This is a genomic window from Mucilaginibacter sp., assembly GCF_039207105.1.
Taxonomy (GTDB): domain Bacteria; phylum Bacteroidota; class Bacteroidia; order Sphingobacteriales; family Sphingobacteriaceae; genus Mucilaginibacter.
In genome coordinates this window covers 1-26,133 of the sequence record NZ_JBCECK010000071.1, presented here as the reverse complement: position 1 = coordinate 26,133, position 26,133 = coordinate 1, and the positions used below count along the sequence as shown (strand labels likewise).

Sequence of the window (26,133 nt, the reverse complement as noted above, 5' to 3'; positions counted from 1 at the left end):
CTGTAAAAGGTTTTGCAGACCTCTGCCTAGCCACTCGGCCACCCGACCATTTTTTCTTAAGGACTGCAAAAGTAGTAATTTATTTTTCAGAAAGCCAACAATTATTTCATTGAATTTCTTTTTATTTCTGAACACAGTATAGCAGTGGCTATCGCAACGTTCAATGATTCGGCATTTCCGGCCCTCGGAATGGTTACCGCGGTGCTTATTAAGCGCTCAATATCAGCGCTTATGCCATTACCTTCGTTACCCATTACCAGCAAGCCCTCGCCCCCAAAATTGGTGTTATATATATTTTGACCGTTGAGCATGGCGCCAAAAACAGGCAGTTTTATTTGAGGCAATGTTTGTATCAGATCTACATAATGTACGTTTACCCTTGCCAATGAGCCCATTGTGGCCTGCACTACTTTGGGGTTGTACACATCAACCGTATCTTCCGAACAAATAATATCGCCAATGCCAAACCAGTCGGCCGTGCGTATAATAGTACCCATGTTACCGGGGTCCTGCACATTATCAAGCACCAGTGAAAACTTTTGTTTCAGGCTGTTATAATTTAATACGGGCCATATGGGTATCTTAACCAAACCAATTACCTCCTGCGGCGTTTTCAATGAGCTGATTTTTTCGATCTCGTTTAATGAAATCTCCTGAAAGTTTATTTTTCGGGATAAATTCAGCATTTTTGAAGCAATTGCAGGCGTATGATAAATAGTATCAACCTGGTATGCGGAGTTTATAAATTCGATAACCGATTTATAGCCCTCAACCAGGAAAAAACCATGTTCCCTGCGAAATTTTTTATGTTGTAAGGATGTTAATAAACTGATCTGTGATTTTGAAAGCATATACTATACCTGCTGTTTACCGCCTTACAATATTAAGTATTTTGCTGCTCATTATAGGCTCGGGCTGCAGCAGTACGCGCGGGCTTGATAAAAACCAGGTACTGGTACGCAAAATTACCATCAAGGGAATTGACCATCAATTTACCGAAGCCGCTGTAAACTATGTAGATAAACAGCAGCAGCCTAACAACTGGCTCAACCTGCAGTTATATTACACCTTTAGTAAAAAAGGGAAAAAGAATTATGGCGAGGCTCCTTCTATTTTAGATAGTAACCTGGTGGAGTACTCACGCCTGCAGATGGAACGGTACATCCAGAACCGCGGCTACCTGAAAGCCAAAATAGCCGACAGCATAATTATCAAAAAACAAAAGGCTGAACTGGTTTTTACCGCTGTTGAAGGCCCCATGTTCAGGATCAGGAAAATAACCGACAGCATTGCCGATAAAAACATCAAAAAGCTGTACGATAATAACCGCAATAAAATATCGCAAATTTCACCTGGAGCACGCTTTGATACTGATAGTCTGGCGCATGACCGCGATGAACTGTACCTGTTGATGAAGCGTAACGGCTACTTTGATTTTTACCGCCAGTATGTCAATTACAACGTCGACTCCACCTTTAACAACAATGTGGTTGATATTACCATGACGGTTGATAACCCGCCGGGCAAAACATCGCACCCTATTTACACCATCAATAATACCCAGATCAGTATTTCGCGCAGTAACGGGCGCTCAACCGGCAAGGCCGATACCATACAGGTTGATTCGCAATTCAGGTTTGTTGATTTTTCGCACCGCTTTAAGCCACGTACTGTAATTGACTATACTTTTCAAAGAAAAGGTCAGCTGTACAACATTGACCAGCAAACGCTTACCACAACGCGCCTGTCGGAGTTAAACGTGTTCCGTAACGTGCCCAACCCTACGTATGAAAAGCTGCCCGATAGCAGCAACCGCATCAATACCAAAATTGATATTGTGCCCCTCAAACAAATGAGCGACCGTGTGGAGGGTGAGGTACTGTTTAGCGGCGGCCGCTTTGGTTATAACATTGGCAATACTTTTACCAACCGTAACCTGTTTAAGCAAGCTGCCATATTGCAGGTAAAATTTAACTGGAGCATTTTGTTTGATAACGGGCAAAGCATTCAAAACCAGGAGCTCAGGGGTGGCGTTAACCTCATTTATCCGCGTATTTTAACGCCCTTTAACTTCCCGCTGTTAGGTAAATTCGGGGTGCCGCATACTACGTTCTCCAGTAACTATTCCCTGTTTTTTCAGAAGGATCTGGTTAAGCGCGAAAGTTTTATTAACTCAGTTACTTATGATTTTTTTGAAACCGCCCGTAAGCAACACACTATAACTCCTATTAGTATTGAGTTTTCAAGAGGTATTCTTGACCCCGCCGCCAGAGATACCCTGCTTAAGCAAAACAGGCTTTCATATGTTAAGTTAATTGGCCGTACTACTTTTACCACGGGTAGCCAGTATACCTTTCAATATAACGCTCTGGAGTTAAATTCTTATAAAAACTTCACTTATTTCCGTGGTAGTTTAGATGTTGGGGGCAATTTCCTGAATTTGGCCAGTAACATATTTAACACACCGAAAGATGCCGATAATCAGCGAAAAATTTTCGGATATACATTTTCACAATATGCCAAAACAGAGCTCGACTTGCGTATTTACCGCACGCTGGGTGGCGAACGGCAATTTGTTTTTCGCTTTAACCCGGGTATAGGCGTTCCTTATGGCAACAGTAATGAGCTCATATTTGAAAAAAACTTTTATACCGGTGGCGCAAACGATATCAGGGCCTGGTTGCCTCGCACACTGGGGCCGGGGCAATTTAATCGCGCCTCTTATGGAACCGATACCAGTACCCGTGCAGGTTTAAAATACCTTGACCAGTTTGGCGAGATAAAAATGATTGCTAATGCCGAATACCGCTACAAACTGGCCGACAACTTTTTTGGGGCCAAACTAAAAGGCGCCATTTTTATGGATGCCGGCAACGTATGGCGCTTAGGCAAAAAGGTTGAAAACCCGGGCGGTGAATTCCGGTTTGATAATATCTTACAATCAACCGCTATTGGTATTGGTACCGGCTTGCGGTTTGATCTTGGCTTTTTTATTTTCAGGCTTGATGCCGCGCTTAAATTTAAAGATCCGCAGTTCAGCGGTGCAGACCAATGGGTACTCATCAAACACGGCGACGAGCTATTTAAATCGGGCAGTTTTAAAGAAGCCTACCTGAAAGCCAACGCCACCGGTGTTGATAAGGATGGCAAAATCATGGGCGATAGCTACAACTTCATGCAGCTTAACTTCGGTATCGGGCTGCCGTTTTAAGGCAATGGGCTGATCCATTTTTGCTATAAGATACAGAGGATAACATATTCCCGCCTAAAACATTCCCTTTAAACCATCAATAACACTTTCAAAAAATGTAGGCATACTTAGCCCGTTATGGTAGTTAAAGTATAGGAATATGCAGAATATAATAACCGCTATAATGATGAACCGCTTAAACATGTAGGCCAGCAATACCAGCGCCAGCGGAACGGCAATAAGTAGCATCCAGCTGATGTGCAGAGGGCTTAGCTTACTATCATGTTTATAAACGTAGTAGAGTATGGCATGTGTGCCGCTATCATTCATGTGTTTGGCATACAAAAACGCCGACCTATCCAGTTTGTGGCGGTAAAAGGCGGTACCCTTTTCAAACCTTAACTGTTCCTGAAAACCATTCATCACAAAAGTAAAGGTGCCGTTTACACCTTCCTGTATCACGCCTGCCGTATCGGTGGCTACTACGGCTACTTCATCAACAGCAAAAGGGTTTTCTTTGATTACAAAATGATTAATGGCTATGCTTTTTGCAAAACCCAGACTATGAGCCGCTACAATAAAACAGCACAGGAGTAATAGTTTCTTCATTTTTAATAAAACAGTTCAGTTTAAGCACAAAAATGTATGCAATAAAAATAGTGTTTTTAAAGCTAACTATTCAGTAAATATATGCTTGCATTAAGTACAGCCGCAAAGCTTACCCATAGCAAATAAGGCAACAACAGCCAGGCGGCAATTTTATTGAATTTGCTGAACCAGTAAATGGTCAATACAATGCTTACCCAAAGCAGGGTTATAACTGCGAACGCTCCCAGTATCTGGTGCATCCCGAAAAACACTATCGACCATATAAAATTTAAAAACAGCTGTATAAAGTAAATGGCTCGGGTGACCTTGTAAACCGGCTTGCGGCTGCGGTGTTTCCAGATGAGGTAAGCGGCTATGGCTATCAGGATATATAAACATGTCCATACCGGGGCAAACAACCAGGGTGGCGGGTTAAATGAAGGCTTCTTGAGGGTACTGTACCAGCCTTTTATTTCGGGCCGGGTAAAAAACGCGGCTACAAAACCGATGGCCAGCGTGATCAATAAACTGATCAAAAACGGAAAAAACTGAAACTTTTTGAGCGATACTGTAGAACTCATAGTTTATTGAACCAATTAAGTGCCGCTAAAGTTTTCCACTCGATTCATTTTGCATTCCGGAATCAAATAATGCAGTACAAATCATATTAATTTACAATAGTATTATGCGGTCTTTACAGTTAAACCAGCTTAAATATATTAGCTTAGTCGCCGTAGCCATAGGGCTCAAATACCATGATAAAAGCTTATAAATTATACACGGGTACCGATGGTAACTCCCACGTACAAACGGGCACTGTTGCCGAGGGCCAGTTTAACCAGGCCGTGTCTGTCCGATTTCAGGAATCGCCGCCGTATTCTTTTTACGACTGGCACAACGCCCCTACCGATCAGTACGTGATAACCCTATCGGGCACGCTGGAGTTTGAAACCAGAACCGGCGAAACCTTTATTTTAAAACCCGGTGAAATACTCATAGCCACCGACACCACGGGCACCGCCCACAAATGGCGTTTAATTGACGACCAGCCCTGGCAACGGGTCTATGTTGCGTTTGATCAGGAAAATCAAGCCAATTTTATTCCCGATGAACCGCAAGCTGGCTAAGCATTATTTAATACGCACGTAGGTTGAATTAAAACCATCGCTGATAAATATATCCAGGAAAAAAAGCGAGTCATTACGGATAACGTAAGCCTGATCGCTCCACGATCCGGGGATTTTGATCACATCAAAGCTTTCACCGGCCGAGGTTTTATAATTGCGCGTAATAGAAAATCTGCCGTTAAGCGCTACCGTATCCTTACGGTAAAATTTAAAGGTACTATCAGCATTAAACATCCATTTTTGCTCAAAACCCTCAGTTTTGGGTGTCAGGGTAAATCCGCCAATACCACCTACAGATTTTACCCAGCGCCATTGGCCAACTATAGAATCAGATGGCGGTAATTTTCCTTTATTGCAGGATGATGCGCTGCAATAAATGATCAGCACTAACAGTAGACTTAAATATTTCATAACAGGAAAGGTTTATATAGCTCATTACGAGCACTTAAGCCCAAATGATACAGCACATTTATTTTATTTTAACTAATATAATTATTTGCATAAATCATACCTGTTTGTAAATTACAGCCTGAATCATTTTTTGCTTATTACCTTTTATCCTCATGATCATTGTTATTCAGTGTAAAGACCGCGTGGGCTTGGTTGGCTCCATTGCTACCATACTGGCCCAACACCGGCTCAATATTATATCCATGCGCGAGCATGTTGACAAAGCCGAAGACTTGTTTTTTGTTCGTTTGGAGGTTGAAGATGGCGAGCCCAATGGCATTGAAAACACCTTAAAAGAAGTGCTGCCCCCCGGTGCAATTATATCCGTTAACCCCATCCCCGAAAAAAAGGTAGTGGTTTTGGTAACTAAAGAGTACCATTGCCTGGCCGATATACTGATTCGTAATTACTTTAAAACCCTGGGTGCTACCGTACAATGCGTAATTGGCAACCATACCACCCTGCAAAATATTTGCGAACGCTTTGATATGCCTTTTTACCATATCCCGCATGAGGATGTAAGCAAAGCCCAGTTTGAGCAGCAGATAACTGATGTAATACAACAATACGCGCCCGATTATGTGGTGCTGGCAAAATTCATGCGCATTTTATCGCCGGAGTTTGTAGCCCGGTTCCCGATGCGGGTTATTAATATACACCATTCATTTTTGCCGGCATTTATTGGTGCTAACCCCTACAAACGGGCCTTTGAACGCGGCGTAAAATTGATTGGCGCTACCGCACACTTTGTATCCAACGAATTGGACGAGGGCCCTATCATCGCACAGCAAACCATCCCGGTAAACCATTCTTTTACGGCCGCCGCTATGGTAAAAGCCGGGCAGGAAATTGAAACCGCTGTACTGGCCAACGCCCTTAAACTGGTATTTGAAGACCGCGTTTTTGTGTATAAAAACAAAACCGTTGTTTTTGGACAGGTGTAACTGCTGATGCATCAAAAAAGATAAAGGACAATGAATTATTGATACAGGTATTTAGCCGGTTAAAAAAAGAAACTTTACGAGCAGAATACTTATCTTTTTTGAACGCAACAAAAAGGAATTAACATTTAGTTTTAGTACCTTCCATTGATGATGTATTATGCCAAATAAGTTTACTATACCAATGGTAAGATGATGTTTGGTGCTACACCCGGCGGGGATTAAGCTTGTAACAGCGATTGAGTTTTATTCAAATGGATACATTTACCTTCCATATTAATACCTACGACCTGGCTTTCTTTGGTACGATCATTATCGCACTCACTTTTATCCTGCTTTTATGGTTCAGCAAAAGTAAAAACCGTGCTGCAAACCGGCTTTTGGCCCTGGCTATGGTTATCGTTGTTTTGTGGATAGCCCGGATTTTGGGTATCGACATTGGACTGTCAACTTACATTACCAATTGGAGCCGGTTACCGCTGCAATTTTCACTTGCTCTTGGCCCCCTTATTTTCTTTTACGTGCTTAGAATAACCCGGCCGGAATATAAATTCCAGTCTAAGGATCTGCTACATTTTAGTCCCTTACTGCTGGAATTGGGCGCCCACGCATTGGAAGTTAGGGATAGTATAAATACCGGTTCGGCTACTTATAAAACGCCGGCTTTTCAGCAACTAAACCCCATATTGCAATTGCTGGCGTTTGTTTCGGTCGCCATTTACCTGTACCTGTCGCACAGGCAAATAGGAAACTTTTACCTTGGGTTAAAATTTAATGGAGGCGACCGCTATCTAAACGAGTTGCTATGGTTAGATCGCTTGCTTACCGCACTCAGTATGTTGTGGTTACTATGGATACCAATTACAGCTGTTAACTATTTTTTTCACCATGATAAATCAGGAGAACAGTATTATTTTCCTTTGTACCTCCTTTTCATATCCTTGATCATTTGGATGGCTGCAAAGAGCCATTTAAAAGCAGAAACTCCTGAGAAAACTGATATAAACTTAAAGCCATTATTACCGGCAGATCTGAAGCAAAAAGGCTCCTGGTTAAAAATGGAAATAAAAGAAAAAGGGTACTACCGGGATGCAGAATTGAGCCTAAGCGCTCTTGCGGAAAAACTTGGATTGCATACTCATGAAGTATCCCGAATTATTAATACAGTTTTCAAAAAAAGCTTTAATGATTTCATCAATGAATATCGTGTTCGCGAGGTTGCGCTCAAAATGCAGGATCCATCTTATGATCATATTACGCTGCTTGGTCTTGCGTATGAGTCAGGCTTTAATTCACAAAGTAGCTTTCATCGTATTTTTAAGCAATTTACAGGTAAAACCCCTTTGGAGTACAAAAACAACCTTCAAAAAGTTCTCCCATCTTATAAGTTGAGAGGTTTTACCAAACCGATGCCGCTAATATTGAACCATGTAAACTCCACGGGGTGGACGCATGAAAAATTAACCGGCATCTTTATGACAAAAAACTTTTTTAAAATTGCATTCCGAGGATTTTGGAAGCACAAGCTATTTACCCTGATAAATATCATCGGTTTATCCGTTGGTATAAGCGCTTTTCTGGCTATTTACTTTGTAGTACACTACGATTTTACATTTGATAAATTTCACAAAGACAGCGACAGGATTTACCGCGTTGTGATGAACATGTCATTTCAGGGGCACATGAACTATTCAAGTGGCGTAACCAGCCCACTGGCAGAGGCCATTAAAAGCCAGGCCACCGGAATAGAGAAAATTACGCCGGTATATACACTGTCGCCTCATCTCGTTTATATCGACAAAGATAAAAGTGCACAAAAGCGGTTTATAGACCCTGACAGGATAACATTTGCCGATCAGCAATATTTTAAAATTTTTAATTATAAATGGCTTGCCGGCTCATCGCAACACGCCCTTGACGCACCCAACCAGGTTGTGTTAACATCGCAACAAGCGAGGCTTTACTTCCCCTCGTTAACCTATCATGAAATAATTGGTAAAGTAGTTACCTATGATACCCTTAAAACAACCGTTAGCGGCGTAGTTGAAACCTTTACTGAAAATAGCGACTTTACCTTTCACGACTTTATTTCCTTTAGTACCGCCGCAACTAATAAAAGTTTAGCTACTGATTTACATTTAAATAATTGGGACAGGATCTCCTCGGCATCGGAGGTTTTTGTAAAACTGTCGCCGGGAACCCCGGCATCCGGAGTTGTAAAACAGCTCAATACCATTTACCGGAAAAGTAATCCGCCGCGTGCGAGAGGAAAAATGCCTGCCGTTATCGTGGATCTGGCCTTGCAGCCGTTAGATGATATCCACTTCAATCCCGACTACAATATTTTCAATTTCTCATCGCCCGCCAATAAAACAACGCTTTACGGATTATTGGCCAGCGCTATCTTTTTGCTATTGCTGGCATGTATCAATTATGTGAATTTAACTACCGCCCAGGCCGCCCAAAGGGCAAAAGAAATTGGGATACTCAAAACTTTGGGCAGCAGCCGAATGCAATTAATGGTTCAGTTTTTAGGCGAAACATTTATTATAACATGCTTTGCGGTTTGCATATCGATGTTGCTTGCACCAATTATTTTAAAAATGTTTGCCGATGTTATATCCCCTGATATTCATGCTAATATTCTGCAGCTGAACGTCATGCTCTTTTTGCTGATATTAACTATAGTGATCAGTATTTTGTCGGGTTTTTATCCCGCAGTTGTATTATCGGGCTACAAGCCGGCATCGGTGTTGAAAAACCAGTTTCAGGACAATAGCAATAAAACACGAAACGCGTGGCTCCGCAAGTCGCTTACGGTTTCGCAGTTTGTTGTAGCCCAGTTTTTCATAATGGCCACCATTTTGGTAAGCCAACAAATTTATTACGCCCTACATAAAAACCTCGGGTTTAAAAAGGATGCTATCCTGATTATTAATACCCCCTGGAATACCAGTAAGGCCAGCAGCAACCAGGTACTGCTGAACGAATTCAGATTGATGCCCCAGGTTGCCCTCGTGGGTTTAGGTAATGACCCGCCTTCGTCCGATGCATTTAACCGTACGCGTATTACTTATGACGATGGAAAAAAACAGATTACTACAGAAGAAATAATAGTTAAGTCTGGCGATGAAAACTATATCAAAATATACCAGCTAAAACTGCTTGCCGGCAGAAACATTACGGAAGCCGACACCGGAAAAGCCATCATCATCAACAATACTTACGCGAAATTATTAGGATTTAATAACCCGCATGATGCTATCGGGAAACAGTTGAATTGGTTTGGCATAGGCCGAAATATAAGTATTATTGGCGTTGTGGCCGATTTTAATCAGCGATCGCTGCATTCCGCCATTTATCCATCAATCATAACATCGGGCAGTCCAATCCCCGTGCCAATGATGACATTACACGTTAGCCTGAAACCTGAAACCGCGGGAGGCAACGAGTGGAAAACCGCGATTACAAATATGGGCAAGGCCTGGAAAAAGGCTTATCCAGATGATAATTTCGATTTAAATTGCTTTTTTTATGATGATACGATAGCCCGATTTTACGATCAGGAACAACACACATCAACGCTGCTCAGCTGGGCAACCTGTTTATCGATACTGATCAGTTGCCTCGGACTATTAGGGCTTGCCATTTACACCACCAATCAGCGAACAAAGGAAATTGGCATACGCAAAGTATTTGGCGCAAGCGTTGCTCAAATAGTAACCCTGCTATCAACCGAACTGGTATCGCTTATTTTACTGGCCTTTGTCATAGTAACTCCAATTGCATGGTACGCCGTAAATAAATGGATGGAAGGCTTTGCCGACCACGTTGCTATTAGCTGGTGGGTATTTGTTATCAGCGGCGCCGGAATGCTGCTAACCGGGTTATTTACCTTAAGTTTCCGAACCATTAGGGCTGGTATGGCCAACCCGGTAAAGAGCTTGCGAAATGAATAAATTGGCAAAAAGTGGGTTCACCCAAGGTTTTAAAAGATTTTTTGATGCGTACAAGACTTAAATGTTTTAGATTAAACGATGAGGAGTTAACTTTTAGTTTCGGTACTTTTTCATTAATAATGTATTATGCCAAGCAGGTTGATTATGCCAACGGCAAAAAAATGTTTGATGCTACACAAAGTGAATATTATTATCGAGTTAATTATGATTTACCTGAAGGGGATTTAACCGATTTAGACAGGCAAGCCCATTTCGTTGTAGCCGACGTTCAGCAAGTAGTAAGTTTTATCCAAAACAAACTGATCCCATCTTTGAATACTGAGCCAATAGGGCTATTGGAAAAATATGGCGGCCGTGATAATTTTTATGACCTGTTCTATATTGATATGGATTTTTTGCAGGCTATAGGTATTGGTGATAATGAATATTATGACGACAGTCCACAAGATCTGATTGCATATCTAAACCAATATAAAGATTTTTTGCAATATGCATTGTCGATAAACCAGGCTTATAAAGTTTATGTCGATTAGGCATTTTAATTTATTATCCTAAAACACAAAGGCGGACCATTTTCATGACCCGCCTCTGTGTTTATCAAAATCGTAAATCTTTATTCTACAATTAGCGTAGCGATAGAATGTGGCAAGCTGGTTGTTTTGGCAGCTTTGCCATTTATCCATAGGCTGTAATCAATTTTTTCATTGGTTTGGTTCATCACCACAACTGCCAGTTTACCATCAGTGTTAAGGTAAGCGGTAGTTAATAGTTTATCCCTGCTGGACACCGCGCTTACACGTTTAGCGCCCGGGTGAATAAACTTGGAGAAATGACCCAGGTAATAATACGAGCTGGTGTAAATGAGGCTACCGTTGCGGGTATCGGCATGTACGGGTGCAAAGCAAAAGTTGCCTACGTGGTTAGGGCCGCCTTTTTCATTCAGCAGGATGTTCCAGTCTGTCCAGGCTACAGTACCCGCGTTAAAATCATTGATCATAGACAGGCCGTATCTTTCGCCCAGTGACCAATCGTTGATCTTAGCAAAATCAAATTTCTCGATACAACCTTCCGTAAAGATCAGGTTTTTATCCGGGAAGGATTCGTGAACCCTTCTGGTGCTTTCAAACTGCTGTCCGGCACCGGTCCATGTTTCATACCAGTGAAAGCCCACACCCCAGATGTATTTGGCAGCTTCAGGATCTTCCAGTATGGTGCTGGCACGCTGATAAAGCAAATCGCGGTTATGATCCCAAATAATCAGTTTTTTATCAGCCAGGCCTTGCTTGTGTAATGTTGGGCCTAAAAAGTTCTTTACAAAATCACGCTCCTCTTCGGCAGTGTACATACATGATTCCCAGGTCTGTTTGGCCATAGGTTCGTTCTGTACGGAAAGGCCCCAAATAGGGATACCTTCTTTTTCGTAAGCCTTGATAAATTTCACGTAAAAATTGGCCCAGTTTTGGTCAAACTCCGGCTTCAGTTTACCGCCGTGCAAAACGTCGTTATTATCTTTCATGAAAGCCGGTGGGCTCCAGGGCGAAACAAACATGGTTAATTTGCCACCTGCCGCGGCAGTAGCCGCTTTTATAAATGGTATACGGTAAGTTTTATCATGGCTAATGTCGAAAGTTTTCAGCTCGGCATCGCCCTCTTTAACGTAGCTATAGCTGGCGCTCGAAAAATCGCAGCTTTGGATATTAGTGCGGCCAAGCGTATAGCCTATACCTTTATCCTTATCAAAATAAGCGGTTAAAAACTCCTGCTGTTTGTCTTTCGGAAGTTTGTAAAATACTTCGGCCGAGGCATCGGTAAGCGCCCCTCCTATACCTACCATAGTCTGGAACGTTTTGGCCGGATCAACAAAAACAGACACCTCGGTTTCGGGCGGTTGCGGATGATCTGTAAACTGAAGTGTTTCTGTTGGCGCAAACTTGTAGCCCGCCTCTTTTTCAGAAACAATCACTTTAACCGATTTATTATTGGTGGTAAACGGCGCGGTGCTTTGGGCTTTCAGAAGGCCAGCATTGGTCAGGCCGCCGGCGATGAAACAGGCAATTAAAAATTCTTTCTTCATGATTTATTGTAAATAGAAAGCCGGTGGTTAAAACGTTTGCTGAAACTGAGCATTTCCGGCAACTCAAATTTATTAAAGTAAATGACAAATCAACTACAAAACCAACATAAATAATTGATTTATAACAACTTGATAATAATTTGATACGCTTTAATACCGGAGCAGACTATTCCAAAAAATCTAATAATCAGGCTATTCTGTTACTGAAGCCAGCCAAGCGGTAAATTTATGATGCGCTTTAGTACAAACGTGCTTTTTAAGCGGTAAATGCATGGTTTTAATTTTTATTTAGCATATCAACATCCATTTATCAAAAAGCTTTATGAAGCAGTACTACTTTTGAGCTTTTAGTTCATCCTCAATACGCAGGCTTTCTTTGTGTATGGCATTCATCAGCTCGGTTATGAACGTTTCAGAAAGCCCTTCTTTTTTGCCGGCCTCCACACTTTTTTCCAATACCTGTTTAAATCTATCGGCCTGTAAGGAAGGGATGTTGTTTTTGGCTTTATAAATACCGATCTCTTTAACCACCCGTTCACGCTCGCCCAATAATTGTATCAATGCTTTATCCAACGAATCAATTTTTTTACGGCTCATTTGCAATGTTTGATCAGTAACTGCGGTTTTCTTCATGGGTGCTGTTTGCGCGCTAACTAAGCTGTAATTAAACAGGGATATTAAAAACAAACCTAACAGGCGGCTATAAAATTTTCTATTCATAAGTTTTTAACATCACTAACTTATAAAACAGTATAACTGTTTATGAAATTTTTCAGAAAGGTGATTAACGCTTATCAGCGTAGTGCCCGTGTTTGATCATGTCTTTAACGGCCTGGGCTAAAAACGCTTTATCGTCCTGGTTCAATATGGTTTGTTTTCCACCATCATTAAGTTCATAGGTAATTTTACCATTACGATCGCTTTCTGCCAACAGTTCTTGATCATCTCTTTTATATTTTACATAGCCATTGGGCGAAATGCTGCGTATGGCAGTGCCCTCATCATTAAAATAAGTTTGGCCGACATACTCAATTTTCACCATAACACCATTGCCATTTTCCATAATGGTGGTGTGGCGCTGACCAAAGCGGCAGGCAGTTGCCGATGCTGCCAGGGCTACCAAAGCAACAAATTGTAGTTTTTTCATGATATTTATTTTTAGAAATAAAAGAATTATCACAAATATATACAAAACATGGTACTATACAATACATAGTACTAAATTTAATCACCTATAAAGTTATTCGCATAAAAAAAGCCGGTGTTTCTTTCGAAACACCGGCTTTTTATTTTACATGGCAATTAATTAAAAGCCAGGGTTGTTTGGTAACAATTTAGGATTAACATCTGTTTCAACTTTTGGTAATGGGAATAACAGTTGTTTTTCTGTAAATGTTTGGTTGTAAATGGTTTTGTGACCAACAAAGTTGTCCCATGCACCAGTTACGTCGTTGTGTACTTTACGGGTACGCAGCATATCAAACCACATTTTATTTTCAAAGCAAAGCTCATAGTAACGTTGGATCCAAACTTCCTGCTCAAATAAATCCTGAGAAGTTGTTACGGCACCACTTAACGGAGGAAGAGTAGCCCTTGCACGGATAGCGTTTACATAAGCAATAGCATTTGCATTAGGGCCACCTGCACGGTTTGATGCTTCGGCATACATTAAGTATACATCAGCTAAACGGTAAACAGTGTAGTTCAAGTCACCCTTAGCAGTGTTGGTTACCGCGTTTACATCAAACCATTTGTAAATGTAGTGGTTTTTGAACTGTACAGTTGTACCTGGTACTTTTAAGCTTGGGTAGCTGGTGTAAAAGAATTGTCTTTCAGCTACACGTTTATCACCGGCCGGGTACGAAGCAATGAACTGATCTGTTGGCCATACTGAACCATACTCATCTGAGTATTTAGATATACCTGAAAAGTTAGGAATAGTATATGGGGTAAGGTTATTGTTAATATTAACTCCTGCCGCGTATTGTACCTGCAAAATAAACTCACCTGAGTTTTTGTTTGCAGGGTTGATCATATCAGTGTAGTTCGGGAAAAGGGTATAACCACCATTCTGAATTACATTTAATGAACGTTTTGCTGACTCAGCATAAGCAGCAGCGCCACCATTGATAGCTGCACCGGCATAAGTTAAGTAAACATCAGCAAGTATTGATTCAACAGCACCCATTGATACTTTACCGGTTGCATCTTTCCAGGGCAGGGTTGATTTTTCGGCAGCAAGCAAATCAGGGATGATCACCTCATCATAAATTTGTTTTGCCGGTACACGTGAAACCTGCAGGTTAAGATCCTTAGGTGGTTCAATTACTTTAGGAACAGCACCATACATACGTACCAGGAAAAAGTAGTACAATGCACGCATGGTACGGGCTTCTGCAATCATGTTGTTTTTAGCCTCATCAGTTAAACCGGCCGCAGTAATAAGCGGAATTCTTTGAATAGCTAAGTTAGATGCACCTATACCCAGGTACATTTGTTGCCACCAGGTATCAACAAAAAAGGATGTATTACTATAAGTAAGTGTTTGAAAGCTTACGAAACCGGTTTGGCCCAAATCGCTATTTGCTTTACCGGTCATAAACTCCATCAGGTCCCAGGTACTACCACCGTATGAGCCAGGTTGGCCTGCTACCAAACCATTAAAGTTTTGATATGCGCCATTGGCAAATGCACGAGCTACCTTTGCACTTGAAAGATCCGCATCCGGCGTCAGTACAGATTTCGGATGCTCTTCCAAAAACTTTTTGCATGACGAGCATGAAAGTACAAGGCAAGTTGCTACTAATATATTTTTTAATGTTTTCATTTTCATTTGATTTTAGTGGTTGTTATTAAATCCGTCGCTACTTTTTTTCTATCAGTCTTAATCATACCACAAGTTTTAAAATCCTACCTGTACACCTAAGTTCCACACGCGTGGACGAGGGTTAGCAAAGAAGTCGATATTCTGTGTAAACGCAGGGTTTGAACCATAAAAGTTATTAAAGGTATCAACCTCAGGATCATAACCAGTATATTTAGTAATAATAAATAAGTTCTGAACGCTTGCGTAGATACGGAAACGGCTAACATGCATGCTTTGTAATACAGAAGCTGGCAAAGAGTAACCCAATATAAAGTTTTGACCGCGGATAAATGAACCATCTTCAACCCACCAGGTATCAAAGTGTGAATCCTGTGCATATTTGTAGTTACGCACTTGAGATATCATGGTGTTTTGGTTTGTTGGAGTCCAGCCGTTCAATACAGTTTTTAAGCTGTTTGAAATGGTTTGCCTGTCTTCACTTGAGTGTTTAAAGTTAGCTGCAGTGTTTACACCTTGTACAAAACGGATATCAAATGAAAAATCCCAGTTTTTGTACTTAATGGTACTGTTAAAGTTACCAGTCCATTTCGGGTTTGAACGACCGATGATGCTGTAATAGTTACTTCCATCTGCGTTATAAATATATTTCCTGTCACCAGCTTTTAAACCATGTTTAGCCGCTTCAGCGATATCAGCAGGAGTATCAGCATAAGTACCTACACGAGTCATACCGTAGAATGAACCGATTGGAGCACCTACACGGATCACGTAGTTTTGACCCAGGAAGTTTGGACCAGGGAATATATCGGCATTACCATCATTCAGTTTAGTTACTTTATTCTGGTTAGCAGCAAATATATAGTTGGTTACCCACTCAAAGTTTGAGGTTTTAACATTCACAGTGCTCAAGCTTAACTCCACACCTTGATTTTTCACAGAACCTACGTTTTTATAAACGTTGTTCAGAACAAAACCAGCGGTATAAGGAATAGGTGCCTGTAACAACAGGTCGTTAGTAGTACGTTGGTACACATCCGCGTCTAAGTTAACACGGCCACCAAATAAACCTAACTCAACGCCGGCATCAATCTGGCGGGTTCTTTCCCATTTCAGATCAGGGTTACCAATATAGTATGGCAATAAAGAGATCACGGCCTGACCGTTTTGCGCGGTTTGGCCTGTGCTATATTGTGATAATGAACGGTAGTTACCAATTTCCTGGTTACCGGTGTAACCAAAGCTGGCCCTTAACTTCAAGTTAGATATAGTTTGGCTGTTTTTCAGGAAATCTTCCTGAGATACACGCCATGCAGCACCTACTGATGGGAAGAATGAAAATTTATGACCTTCGGCTGGTCTTGATGAACCGTCATAACGACCAGTAGCAGTGAATAAATACTTCTCGTCGATATTGTAATTGATACGACCATAGTATGAATTCAGAGAGCCAGGATAAAGAGCACCCGGTACAGTTGGAACTTCGTCAGATGTTGATGAACTTCTAACAGAACCTGCATCAAGTTTATTGAATTGGAAAAAGTCGTCAATGAAGTTTTGAGTTTCTACAAAAGCTCTTTCGTAAGTTGAACGGTTAAATGAGATACCGGCTAATGCAGTAAACCTTTGGTGATCATTGATCTTATGGTTCCAGGTCAAGTAGTTTTCAGTTTGCCAGAAAATTGTAGTAGCAGAGGTTATCTGAGCTACACCACCCTGGTCAGCAGACATGTGTTGTAAACCTAAACCTGAATAAAAGTTGTTTTTTTGTGCAGAAAGATTGTAACCGAAATCTGTTTTGAAATCAAGTTCTTTTGAGATCTTGAACTGAGCATAAAAGTTACCTAATACCTGTAAGGTGTTGTTAAGTGTATAACGCTCGTTTGAAGTTTGAACAGGGTTTGGAGCACCTTCTAAACCGGCAATGTCGTAGTTACCGGCCCATGTTCCGTCAGGATATTTAACAGGAACAATTGGCACTTCCTCACTTACGGCACGAGGTACGTTCAAACCACCGTTACCATCAGATACCAAACGCTGGCGGCTGAAGATACCGTTGATGCTACCACCTACTTTTAACCATTTTTTAACATCGTTATCCATAGTCATTTTCACGGTATAACGTTTAAAGTTTGATGTAGGGGTTAAACCATCCTGGTTAAGGTAACCTAAAGACAAGCTGTATACTGAATTTTCAGAACCACCCTGAATATTTAACTGATGGCTTTGAGAGAAAGCTGGTTTATAGGTTTCTTTTTCCCAATTAGTATCATATAGAGGATTGTTATTGGTATCAAACAGCTTAGGAAAATGCGCATAATCTAAAGGAGCAGCCGGTTGTTGAACAGCGCCGGTTGGGTCAAATTTTGCACCGTTGGCAAATGACTGATTGTAGATCTGGATAAATTCCTTTGAGTTTAATGTTGGCACACTTCTGTAAAGCTCGCTGATGTTACCATTACCTTCATAGCTAACTGTAGCAGGGCCTTTACGACCACGTTTTGTAGTTACCATGATTACACCGTTGGCACCACGCACACCGTAGATAGCTGTTGATGACGCGTCTTTCAAAACCTCGATAGATGCAACATCATTCGGGTTAATGGAGTTAGGGTCAACACCAACCACACCGTCAACCACATAAATAGGGTCAACGTTTGAGTTAACTGAACCGATACCCCTTACACGTACCTTAGCGGCAGCACCCGGCGCGTTGCTGTTAACGCTTACGTCAACACCGGCAACTTTACCTTGTAATGCCTGCGAAAGGTTTGGTACTGGTTTGTCTAACAATTGTTCGGCCTTTACCGTAGTAACAGAACCGGTAAGGTCTGATTTTCTGGCAGTACCGTAACCGATTACCACAACCTCATTTAAGGCGCTTTGGGTTTCTTTTAACTGAATATTAATAATTGCTCTGCCGCCTACGTTTACTTCTTGTGTAGCAAAACCTGTATAGGAAAACACAAGAGTTGCGTTGGCATTAGTTAAATTTAAAATGTAATTACCGGAAGCGTCGGTTTGTGTACCAGCCGTGGTACCCTTTACTCTAACGCTTACAGAGGGCAAAGGCAGGTTGTCTGACGAACCGGTAACCTTTCCGCTAATTTTAAGCTGGGCCATTACCTGTATTGATAACAGCGAAAACAGGATTGAGTAGATAAGTTTTTTCTTCATAACATTAATTTAAAAGTGGGAATTGATCTTAATAGAATATCACTGTGGATATTTGTAACCAACCATAACTATTAAGGCGGTTGATGGTAGTGGTGAGCGCCGGCGTGCCCCTTTAACAGAGCCTCCGCTGCCCATGCTACCTGCATGGTATTGTTAGTTTTCATGAAATTTATTTTAAGTACTTGGTTTTTAAGCTTATTTAATCCTTAGTCTATTTATTTTTAATAGCCCATTGTTTTAAAACTGTTATCGCGTCAAACAAAACACCTGCTTCGCCTCTGAAATCTCCCGATCCTTTGGGGGCGCCTGTTTGTACATCATACCACTCGTAAAAGCCCTTGTTGGCAATTGCGCGGTCAATCATCGGCTTTAGCTCGGCTTGCGCCTCTTTCACTAAGCCATTATCAATCAGGGCGCTGGTCATACGCCCGCCAAACCATGTCCAGTCACCACTATTCTGGTAGTGGTATGGATGCATGTTTGGGAATTGCTCTTTAGGATATGGCGGATAAACTGTGATACCGATGGTAGCATGTTTTTCTTTAGCTGCCGCGGCCAGCATCTGCCTGTTTATTTCTTTAACCTCGGCCTGGGTATTAAAACCGGCCAGTATGGCGCATATAGATCCGCCTGTATACAAAATTTCCTGTTCGTTAAAATCCTTTGAGAAAGGACTGCCGTTCAAATAAATATGGGGCACATATTTTTGTGCCTTTGGCATCCAGAGGTGCTTACGTACGTTATTTTTAAGGGTGGCTGCAATGGAAGACCAGTTTTCTGCGGTTTTATAATTGGCAGGCTTCATAGCCATAAAATCATGAATGGCCATTACGTACATGGCATTATCATAAATATCAATAGCCCATTTGGTTTTATCGTTAATGGCCACACCCCAACCTGTTTCGGGCTGCACATCGCCCCAGTCAATAGTGGTAGCGCCGGTAACCAGACCATATTGTTCAGACCAGCGATCTTTACGAATGTATGCTAAAGCATCTTCCATTCTTTGTAAAACCGTTTTAGCACCAACAACCTCATTAAGGATGGAACTATCGCGCGTTACATCGATATACTTTTTAACAGCCTGTATCAGTGATGATTCCTGATCGGTTTCAACCGTGTTTTTATGTGCTGCCCAGCCGGGTAATAAGCTTGAATAGCGATATTTATAACCACCGCCTGCTTTGGCACTGTCAACCACTCCATCTACAATGTTGCCGTCGGTACCCTGAATTTTGAAAAACATGAGGAGCATTTCCCTTACTTTTTCTTTAGGGTGTACCTGCAATGAGCCTTTTATAAAGGTGTTGAAATCGCGAATCCAAACTTCACTGTATGAAGTACCCGCAGAAAAGCCGGAGAGCAGCTTTAAGGATCGGGCCTGTATGGTATCTAAATTTTTATCGGCAAGGATGGATTGGGCCAAAACAGACCTGTCATTCACCTGCGCCTGAGCGTTCAGATAAAATAGCCAGAAGAATATAGAAACAGCGAGTAAACGTTTCTTCATGCAGGACAATTAAGAATGTTAGGCCAAAACTCATTTTTAACAGATAAAAAATAAGCTTTGTAAAAAATTGGTTACACTTTTATATGTACAAACATACATACATTAACGATATTTCCAAACTTTTTTAAAATTAAATACGGTTATATGTTTGGGTCGTTTAATAAATAGTTCATGCTTGACAACTAAAGGTAAATCATTTGTTACATATAGTGGTACAAAAATTTTAACTTAATCGATTAAGAAGATCAAATTTAACTATCAGGTTAATTTATATAGGCGTATGATATGTCATCTCATATAATTATATGAAAATACATATTTTCAATGGTGTAAAACGATTTACTTTAAACCAAATTAACGCTTATCAAACGATGGCTTAATATTCATAAAAACTTCATGATTTATAACGAATGAACAAAGCGGATTTAAGGTGCTTTTTGATCCTTTTGAAGCGAGACAAGCAATAATTATGCTTCAAATCGTACAGATAAGATGAGTACTACAGGAAGATAAAATTCCGAATGAAGATAGCTTTATTTACAATTATTGATGCAAAGCGGGAGGCAGACTATGCAAATTAGGCCCTGATGAGCCGATATTTTATAATTTATCAGTCATTGGCTGATCGGGTAGCTGCTTACGATTGCTCACTATACGTGTGCGGTGCTGCTTACCCCATTTTTGCAGTTCGTCTATCACAAAGGTTAACGATCCGCTGTAAGGTGTAAGTTCATAGATAACGGTTAGCGGAATATCAGCCAAAACTTTACGTTCTACAAATTCATTTAACTCCAGCTCCTTTAATTCCTTAGATAATATTTTGGGGGTAATATCACCTAAGGCCCGCTGAATATCATTAAAGCGCTTGGGGCCATTTGAAAGTGCTACAATAAGCGGTAGCTTCCATTTGCCGTTTAATACATAAAGCGCGTCTTTTACAGCGTTAATACTTGCTGTACAAGCTTCAGGGGTGTGTATCAGTGGATCTGTGTGTGGAAACATGGCTTAATCTGCTATCAAACAGATACCACTATCTTTTAAACAGTAGTATCTTTTTGATAGCAAATATATTGATGTTTAACACAAAATGGAATGTATAACTCAATAATGGCAGGTTTATGACCAAAATCCCTGTACCTTAATTTGACCGGATGGATATCCTTGCTGTCTGAGCATTTTGCGCAGCTGGGTTACCATAATATTATTACCGGCGAGGTAAAACACTGTATTTTCAATACTGTAATGCTGCTGAAGCACCCATTCCATTAAGCTATGGTGGCCAAAGTTATCGCGACGGGCCACCGGCTCCAGCGGCGACCAGAAATACTCATGAAAAAGCCTGCGATGATGTTCGTTATCAATAACCAAACCTCCCGAAAAACGGGTATTAGGCAATACCATTTTTTGAAGCGCCAGCAAATGGCCCATACTGCTTTCGTCGCCCAGGGCAACCACTGCCGATGTAGCCACCGGTTTATGATAGGTTGAACCGATTTTTAGATAACTGACCGTATCACCTGTTTCCAATTGTCTTGCCCATGTGCTGCCAGCTCCCTTGTGGGCCGCGTCAATATAAATTGTACAGGTACTGGTTTCGGCATCCCAGCCAGATGGGGTATAATCCCTGAAAGTCAGATCATCAACCTTAAATTTAATATAAGGTACCTCATCCCATTTGGCAATATCGGCAAAAGGCATGTGCAGGTCAACCTCAATTAAGGTGGAGGGCTCCCAATACCTTACCTCCAATACCCGGGCGGCTTGCAGCCTGTTCTCAAACAGCTTCCCGGCCTTTCTTTTTATATTTTTGAAATTGAATTTTTCCATGTGTTGTTATTTAATACACAAAGAAACAGGGACTTGCCCCTTTAATCAATAACAAGCTTATGGTAATGATTGGACTATTTACGGCAATACGTACGGAAAAGCAAAGGCGTAGTGCCTTCAACCTTTTTAAACAACCGCGAAAAGTAGGTATGATCCTGATAACCCAGCAGGTGGGCAATCTCTTTTACATCCATCTGGCTGTAATACAGCAAGCGTTTAGCCTCAAGCAGCATCTCTTGTTGTATCCAGTAACTTACAGAAAAGCCGGTAACTTTTTTCAGGGCCTCATTTAAATAGCTTTCAGAAACATGCAGCATACTGGCATAAGCAGAAGGACTTTTCACCTCACGAATATGACCGATCAGCAGTTTTTTAAATTCCTGCGCCAGCTGCACCGGCCTCGACATGGAAAACTGTACACCATTTGTGCCACTGTAACAGCAAGCCGCTATCCCCACAAATGATTGCAATAGGGAGTGCACTACCTGTAAATAAAAAGGCCCCGGAGTTTCGTCCTGATATTTTTCATATATCAGGTTTAAAAGGCTATTGCACTGCTGCAGTTGAGCTGTATTAAGCATATATGGTTGCTGCAAAGCCAGCTGACTTTCAAAAACGGTACGGAAATCAGGAGATATGTGCAAAGGATCAACAGCTATAAACCAGCCATAAGCCTGCTCATTACGTATACGATGGTGCACCTGCCCGGGCAGTATATAATATAAGGAGGATGGCCTGAATGATAGCTCCTGAAAATCGATCATGAGCGATGCCGCGCCCTCTTCAATAACAAAAAATATATAATGGTCATCACGGTGCACGCCAAAGGATTCCCTGTTGTCATACGGGCCTTTGTCTAAAGTAAAATGGCTTATCTCCAGGCCTGTGTTTACCCTTTCTTTTAATTGGTGTACCGGAATATCTTTCATCATGCTCAAATTGGTGCCCTCAAATTCGGCTCAGCGCGGGCTGTGCCCTCCGCACATGGCTCTTCTTTTTACTTTTTTTATTGCGCTTACCCCACCATATTAAAAAGCCGGTTATTGGTAACGACGCGCAAACCAACGCAGCCAAAAATGCCAGTATTTGCGTTGGCCAGCCAAATATGCGGCCGGTATGTATGGCCTTGTTTGAGTTACGCCATTTGAGCGCCAGGGGTTTATCCGGATGCTCCAGCTTATCAAACATTTTGCCGGTACGCTTATCAAAATAAAAATAGCTCATGTTATTCCAACTATCGGTAGTATGCTTAACATAAGTAAAAACCATTACGGTATTGCTCTTTTTTTCGGGCAGATTAAAACCTATAACATTATAATTATCCCCTATTTGATGCAGCAGGTTGGCATATATTACATCAATTACTTTTTTATTTGTGGTGTCGCCTGTAGCAATCGCAGGCGCTGTGCGTGTAAGTACAACTTTGCCCGGCGAACCCAATGTTTTGAAAATGCCGGTTTCCCACCATTTAAATGACCATACCAAACCTGTAATGGCTATTATCATTGCAATAGGAAGTACATAAAATCCCAGGCTGCTATGCAGATCATAGTTTACCCGTTTCCACTTAGCTTTCCATTTTATAGATATAGCTTGTTTAAATTGTTTATAATTTTTAGGGAACCATATAATAAACCCGGTTACCATCATAACCAAAAACAACAAAATAGCCGCCCCAATGATCACACTACCCACAGGTTTGGTTAATAAAAGCTGCCGATGCAGTTGCTCCATTACGTTAAAAAACTCGTAACGGGCATCAATAATTCCCAGCACCGCACCTGTATATTGATTAACATAAATATCGTCCTGGTATTTGGCCTGGCTAAAATAGCTGATGCCTACATCTTCCTTTTTATTAGCCTTGCTGGCCGTAAATACATAGCTATGATCCTCCTCAGCGATTTTCAGATCGGTCATTTGCTTCTTTTTGCCTACCGCTTTTTGGGCAATGGCAAGTAATTCAGAAACCGGCTTTGCAGGGCCGGTTTTCTGAACTTTAACTAAATCATGATGAAAAAGGCTAAACAACTCTTCATCAAATACCTGTATACAGCCGGTAATTGAAACAATTACCACAATGATACCTGTAACCAGCCCTATCCATAAATGTAACCAGGCCGCTATCGCTTTAAACTTTTTCAAAACGATTTTAGTTAATGGTATAGTTTAAGGTTAATAAATAATTAGATGGTGCTCCCGGGAACAATCGCAGGTAATCATACCCGCCAACCCAGTACTTTTTATTGGTGATATTATTAGCGTTAAATTGTAACAACACCTTCCCTACCTGGTAATATAAAGCCGCGTTCAGCAAGGTGTAAGATGGTATACCTTGTGCCAGGTTAAGCGATAAACTACGTTTGTCAACATAGTTGGCGCCTGCACCAATACCCAAGCCATTGAACATGCCGCGGGCTACGTTATAACGTGTCCAGACGTTGGCCAGATTTTTTGGCGCGTTTGGTTTCTGGCTGCCTACTTCGGCAGGTACAAGGCTTTGGGTAATTTTAGCGTCGTTGTAGGCGTATGAAGCCAGTACGCTCCAGTTTGGCGTAATACGGCCGGTAATATCAAACTCAATACCTTTTGAACGCTCCTTACCCACCTGCCTTAATAAGTCCGGCTGGCCTGAAACATTGGCATTGTATAGCGTATTGTTCTGATCTATCTGGTAAACCGCGGTACTGATGGTAAGCATATCATTTAACCAGCTGCTTTTAGCACCAAACTCGATCATATTACTGGTTAAAGGTTTAAATGGCCCGCCGGCATTTGGGTTTGACAGCGTTGATGCCGTTTGAGGATTATACCCTTCAACATAAGTACCATATAAATTAATGTTCTTATTAGCGGTATACACCAATCCAAAACGCGGCAGCCAGGCGCTTGAATGTGTTTTGGCTTCGGTAGCTTTTTTATAGTTGGCAAAATCGGTGTAGTACTCATAACGTACACCTAACAAGGCTTGGAATTTCCCGAGCTTGATCTGGTCTTGCACATAACCTGCATTCAAGTAATAATATGTAGGATCAACCGCTACCTGGGCAAAAAAATCTTTGCTATCGTCCTGCATGCGCTGGGAGTTGATCACATCATCCAGGTTAAATGAAGGCACGTTAGGTACCGGGTTGCCGTTTTTATCTAATAAATAATTCGCTTTTTTGGTCGGATCATAGGTACCTATGCTGCCGGTATTGGCCGCGTTACGATAACCTGATGCAGTTAATTGCGATGCGCCAACAGGCAGGCGCTCACTGCCGTAATCATATCCGGCTACTACGTTATGCTCCAGGATGCCGGTATTACCTTTATAATTAAAGTAGCCGCTAAAGTTATCAATGTAGCGCTTACGTATCCGCGAGAATATTTGCATGGCTACCATATTAGGTATGGCGGTATTGTTACCGTCAACAGCGTAAGCGTTGGCGCTGCGGTGCTCGTATAAGTCTTCCTGATAACCGGTTCTGGAATATGCGGCGTTAAAACTTAGGTGATCATTAAACTGATGAATACCCGATAAGGTTACGATATAGGTTTGCTCATTCAAATGATCGTTACCGGTATTGATAGATAAGGATGCCGGTGTTGAGTATAGATCATTTAACCGGGTTGATTGCCCCCTGTCTAACCTGCTGCGGGAGTTGTTATACACCAAGTCAAAATTGATACGGGTTTTAGGCGATGCCACAAATGATAGTGATGGCGCTATGATAATGTTTTTATCAAACTGCAGGTCGCGGAAAGAATTGGCATCCTCGTAGCCAAAATTCAAGCGGTAAAGTAATGAACTATCCTGATTAGCCGGACCAGTAAAATCGGCCAGGGCACGCAGCGTGTTAAAGCTGCCCAAGGAGAAGCTAACGGTTCTGCGGGTTTCGTTTAGCGGTTTTTTGGTAACCCGGTTAACCACACCACCCGGACTTGCATTACCATACAATGCCGATGACGGGCCTTTTAAAACCTCAACACGCTCCAGGTAATTGGTAAGCGGCTGTTTCCAGAAACCAGTACTGGTGCGTAAACCGTTTAATAGCTGGGTATTGCTGCCGCCATTTACCCTAAAACCACGTATGGTAAGGTCATCATAAGTGGTAAACTGGTTTACACCGCTAAAGTTTTTAACCACATCGCCAATACGTATGGCGCCCTGATCGGCTATCAGTTCTTTACTGGCGTAGGATACCGATTGCGGCAGATCTTTAATATCTGTTTGTGTTTTATTGCCGATAAAAGTTTTGGTGGTTTTATAGGTTTTTTCTTTTCGGCCGGTAATTTCAACCGTTTGCAATTGCTGCTCATCATTGCTGATGGTTACATCAATTTCCAAAGTTTCGCCGCCTGTTATGGTTACGGCTTTAGTAAGTTTTTTATAACCAACACCGCTGAACGTAAGGTTGTAATTTCCAGGTAAAACACGGGTAATGGTATACACGCCTTTATGATTGGTCATGGCTCCTTTTGTT

The 26,133-nt window shown here is 41.5% G+C and carries 20 protein-coding genes; 5 read left to right on the top strand and 15 right to left on the bottom strand.

Going from position 1 to position 26,133, the window contains the following annotated elements; translation table 11 throughout:
* Positions 1–101 precede the first annotated feature (101 nt).
* Entirely contained in the window at positions 102–851 is a 750-nt protein-coding gene (locus AAGC65_RS15195) for an RNA methyltransferase (RefSeq protein WP_343113311.1), read from the bottom strand.
* Between AAGC65_RS15195 and AAGC65_RS15190 the strand changes: the two genes are divergently transcribed.
* Positions 842–3,211 carry a BamA/TamA family outer membrane protein gene (locus AAGC65_RS15190; RefSeq protein ID WP_343113310.1) on the top strand — a complete coding sequence of 790 codons (2,370 nt, stop codon included), beginning with the start codon at positions 842–844 and terminating at the stop codon, positions 3,209–3,211. The genes AAGC65_RS15195 and AAGC65_RS15190 overlap by 10 nt on opposite strands.
* 54 nt (positions 3,212–3,265) lie before the next feature.
* Here the strand turns inward: AAGC65_RS15190 and AAGC65_RS15185 are convergent, their stop codons facing one another.
* Complete coding sequence (locus tag AAGC65_RS15185) at positions 3,266–3,799, bottom strand: hypothetical protein (RefSeq protein ID WP_343113309.1); 534 nt, start codon at positions 3,797–3,799, stop codon at positions 3,266–3,268.
* Positions 3,800–3,861: 62 nt separating this feature from the next.
* Entirely contained in the window at positions 3,862–4,359 is a 498-nt protein-coding gene (locus AAGC65_RS15180; RefSeq protein WP_343113308.1) for a TspO/MBR family protein, read from the bottom strand.
* 174 nt (positions 4,360–4,533) lie between these two features.
* Here AAGC65_RS15180 and AAGC65_RS15175 point away from each other — a divergent pair, with 174 nt between their 5' ends.
* A complete protein-coding gene (locus AAGC65_RS15175; RefSeq protein WP_343113307.1) occupies positions 4,534–4,905 on the top strand; it encodes a hypothetical protein in 372 nt (123 codons plus the stop codon).
* 3 nt (positions 4,906–4,908) lie between these two features.
* Here AAGC65_RS15175 and AAGC65_RS15170 read toward each other — a convergent pair whose 3' ends face one another.
* Entirely contained in the window at positions 4,909–5,316 is a 408-nt protein-coding gene (locus AAGC65_RS15170; protein ID WP_343113306.1) for a hypothetical protein, read from the bottom strand.
* Positions 5,317–5,468: 152 nt separating this feature from the next.
* Between AAGC65_RS15170 and purU the strand changes: the two genes are divergently transcribed.
* The 3 genes from purU to AAGC65_RS15155 all read left to right on the top strand — a co-directional run bounded on the left by purU (position 5,469) and on the right by AAGC65_RS15155 (position 10,788).
* On the top strand, positions 5,469–6,299 hold the full coding sequence (gene purU, locus AAGC65_RS15165; protein ID WP_343113305.1) for a formyltetrahydrofolate deformylase: 831 nt from the start codon (positions 5,469–5,471) through the stop codon (positions 6,297–6,299).
* A gap of 251 nt (positions 6,300–6,550) precedes the next feature.
* Positions 6,551–10,255: an ABC transporter permease gene (locus AAGC65_RS15160; protein ID WP_343113304.1), complete on the top strand. Its 3,705-nt coding sequence runs from the start codon at positions 6,551–6,553 to the stop codon at positions 10,253–10,255.
* Positions 10,256–10,299: 44 nt separating this feature from the next.
* Positions 10,300–10,788, top strand: coding sequence for a hypothetical protein (locus tag AAGC65_RS15155; RefSeq protein ID WP_343113303.1), 489 nt, complete (start codon positions 10,300–10,302; stop codon positions 10,786–10,788).
* Positions 10,789–10,868: 80 nt separating this feature from the next.
* On the opposite strand, the gene AAGC65_RS15150 is transcribed toward AAGC65_RS15155, so the two are convergent.
* From AAGC65_RS15150 to AAGC65_RS15100, 11 genes are all read right to left on the bottom strand, one after another.
* Entirely contained in the window at positions 10,869–12,329 is a 1,461-nt protein-coding gene (locus AAGC65_RS15150; RefSeq protein WP_343113302.1) for a glycoside hydrolase family 30 protein, read from the bottom strand.
* Between the two features lie 333 nt (positions 12,330–12,662).
* On the bottom strand, positions 12,663–13,049 hold the full coding sequence (locus AAGC65_RS15145; protein WP_343113301.1) for a chorismate mutase: 387 nt from the start codon (positions 13,047–13,049) through the stop codon (positions 12,663–12,665).
* Positions 13,050–13,113: 64 nt separating this feature from the next.
* On the bottom strand, positions 13,114–13,476 hold the full coding sequence (locus AAGC65_RS15140; protein ID WP_343113300.1) for a hypothetical protein: 363 nt from the start codon (positions 13,474–13,476) through the stop codon (positions 13,114–13,116).
* A 159-nt stretch (positions 13,477–13,635) separates the two neighbouring features.
* Entirely contained in the window at positions 13,636–15,156 is a 1,521-nt protein-coding gene (locus AAGC65_RS15135; protein ID WP_343113299.1) for a RagB/SusD family nutrient uptake outer membrane protein, read from the bottom strand.
* A 75-nt stretch (positions 15,157–15,231) separates the two neighbouring features.
* Complete coding sequence (locus tag AAGC65_RS15130) at positions 15,232–18,330, bottom strand: TonB-dependent receptor (protein WP_343113298.1); 3,099 nt, start codon at positions 18,328–18,330, stop codon at positions 15,232–15,234.
* A 211-nt stretch (positions 18,331–18,541) separates the two neighbouring features.
* A complete protein-coding gene (locus AAGC65_RS15125) occupies positions 18,542–19,840 on the bottom strand; it encodes a hypothetical protein (protein ID WP_343113297.1) in 1,299 nt (432 codons plus the stop codon).
* Between the two features lie 600 nt (positions 19,841–20,440).
* Entirely contained in the window at positions 20,441–20,842 is a 402-nt protein-coding gene (locus AAGC65_RS15120; RefSeq protein ID WP_343113296.1) for a helix-turn-helix domain-containing protein, read from the bottom strand.
* 114 nt (positions 20,843–20,956) lie between these two features.
* Positions 20,957–21,667 (bottom strand): SIP domain-containing protein, encoded by a 711-nt coding sequence (locus AAGC65_RS15115; protein WP_343113295.1) that lies wholly within the window; start codon positions 21,665–21,667, stop codon positions 20,957–20,959.
* Between the two features lie 74 nt (positions 21,668–21,741).
* A complete protein-coding gene (locus tag AAGC65_RS15110) occupies positions 21,742–22,599 on the bottom strand; it encodes a helix-turn-helix domain-containing protein (RefSeq protein ID WP_343113294.1) in 858 nt (285 codons plus the stop codon).
* A 16-nt stretch (positions 22,600–22,615) separates the two neighbouring features.
* The gene (locus AAGC65_RS15105) at positions 22,616–23,812 is read right to left on the bottom strand and encodes a PepSY-associated TM helix domain-containing protein (RefSeq protein ID WP_343113293.1); all 1,197 of its coding nucleotides are present in this window, start codon (positions 23,810–23,812) and stop codon (positions 22,616–22,618) included.
* Positions 23,813–23,819: 7 nt separating this feature from the next.
* The coding region (locus tag AAGC65_RS15100) for a TonB-dependent siderophore receptor (RefSeq protein WP_343113292.1) at positions 23,820–26,133 on the bottom strand (2,314 nt) is incomplete at its 5' end.

What these genes read in the sequence shown, in the direction of transcription:
- AAGC65_RS15195 (WP_343113311.1), bottom strand. Translation starts at nt 851, where the DNA reads ATGCTTTCAAAATCACAGATCAGTTTATTAACATCCTTACAACATAAA.
- AAGC65_RS15185 (WP_343113309.1), bottom strand. Translation starts at nt 3,799, where the DNA reads ATGAAGAAACTATTACTCCTGTGCTGTTTTATTGTAGCGGCTCATAGT.
- AAGC65_RS15180 (WP_343113308.1), bottom strand. Translation starts at nt 4,359, where the DNA reads ATGAGTTCTACAGTATCGCTCAAAAAGTTTCAGTTTTTTCCGTTTTTG.
- AAGC65_RS15175 (WP_343113307.1), top strand. Translation starts at nt 4,534, where the DNA reads ATGATAAAAGCTTATAAATTATACACGGGTACCGATGGTAACTCCCAC.
- AAGC65_RS15170 (WP_343113306.1), bottom strand. Translation starts at nt 5,316, where the DNA reads ATGAAATATTTAAGTCTACTGTTAGTGCTGATCATTTATTGCAGCGCA.
- purU (WP_343113305.1), top strand. Translation starts at nt 5,469, where the DNA reads ATGATCATTGTTATTCAGTGTAAAGACCGCGTGGGCTTGGTTGGCTCC.
- AAGC65_RS15160 (WP_343113304.1), top strand. Translation starts at nt 6,551, where the DNA reads ATGGATACATTTACCTTCCATATTAATACCTACGACCTGGCTTTCTTT.
- AAGC65_RS15155 (WP_343113303.1), top strand. Translation starts at nt 10,300, where the DNA reads ATGCGTACAAGACTTAAATGTTTTAGATTAAACGATGAGGAGTTAACT.
- AAGC65_RS15150 (WP_343113302.1), bottom strand. Translation starts at nt 12,329, where the DNA reads ATGAAGAAAGAATTTTTAATTGCCTGTTTCATCGCCGGCGGCCTGACC.
- AAGC65_RS15145 (WP_343113301.1), bottom strand. Translation starts at nt 13,049, where the DNA reads ATGAATAGAAAATTTTATAGCCGCCTGTTAGGTTTGTTTTTAATATCC.
- AAGC65_RS15140 (WP_343113300.1), bottom strand. Translation starts at nt 13,476, where the DNA reads ATGAAAAAACTACAATTTGTTGCTTTGGTAGCCCTGGCAGCATCGGCA.
- AAGC65_RS15135 (WP_343113299.1), bottom strand. Translation starts at nt 15,156, where the DNA reads ATGAAAACATTAAAAAATATATTAGTAGCAACTTGCCTTGTACTTTCA.
- AAGC65_RS15130 (WP_343113298.1), bottom strand. Translation starts at nt 18,330, where the DNA reads ATGAAGAAAAAACTTATCTACTCAATCCTGTTTTCGCTGTTATCAATA.
- AAGC65_RS15125 (WP_343113297.1), bottom strand. Translation starts at nt 19,840, where the DNA reads ATGAAGAAACGTTTACTCGCTGTTTCTATATTCTTCTGGCTATTTTAT.
- AAGC65_RS15120 (WP_343113296.1), bottom strand. Translation starts at nt 20,842, where the DNA reads ATGTTTCCACACACAGATCCACTGATACACACCCCTGAAGCTTGTACA.
- AAGC65_RS15115 (WP_343113295.1), bottom strand. Translation starts at nt 21,667, where the DNA reads ATGGAAAAATTCAATTTCAAAAATATAAAAAGAAAGGCCGGGAAGCTG.
- AAGC65_RS15110 (WP_343113294.1), bottom strand. Translation starts at nt 22,599, where the DNA reads ATGATGAAAGATATTCCGGTACACCAATTAAAAGAAAGGGTAAACACA.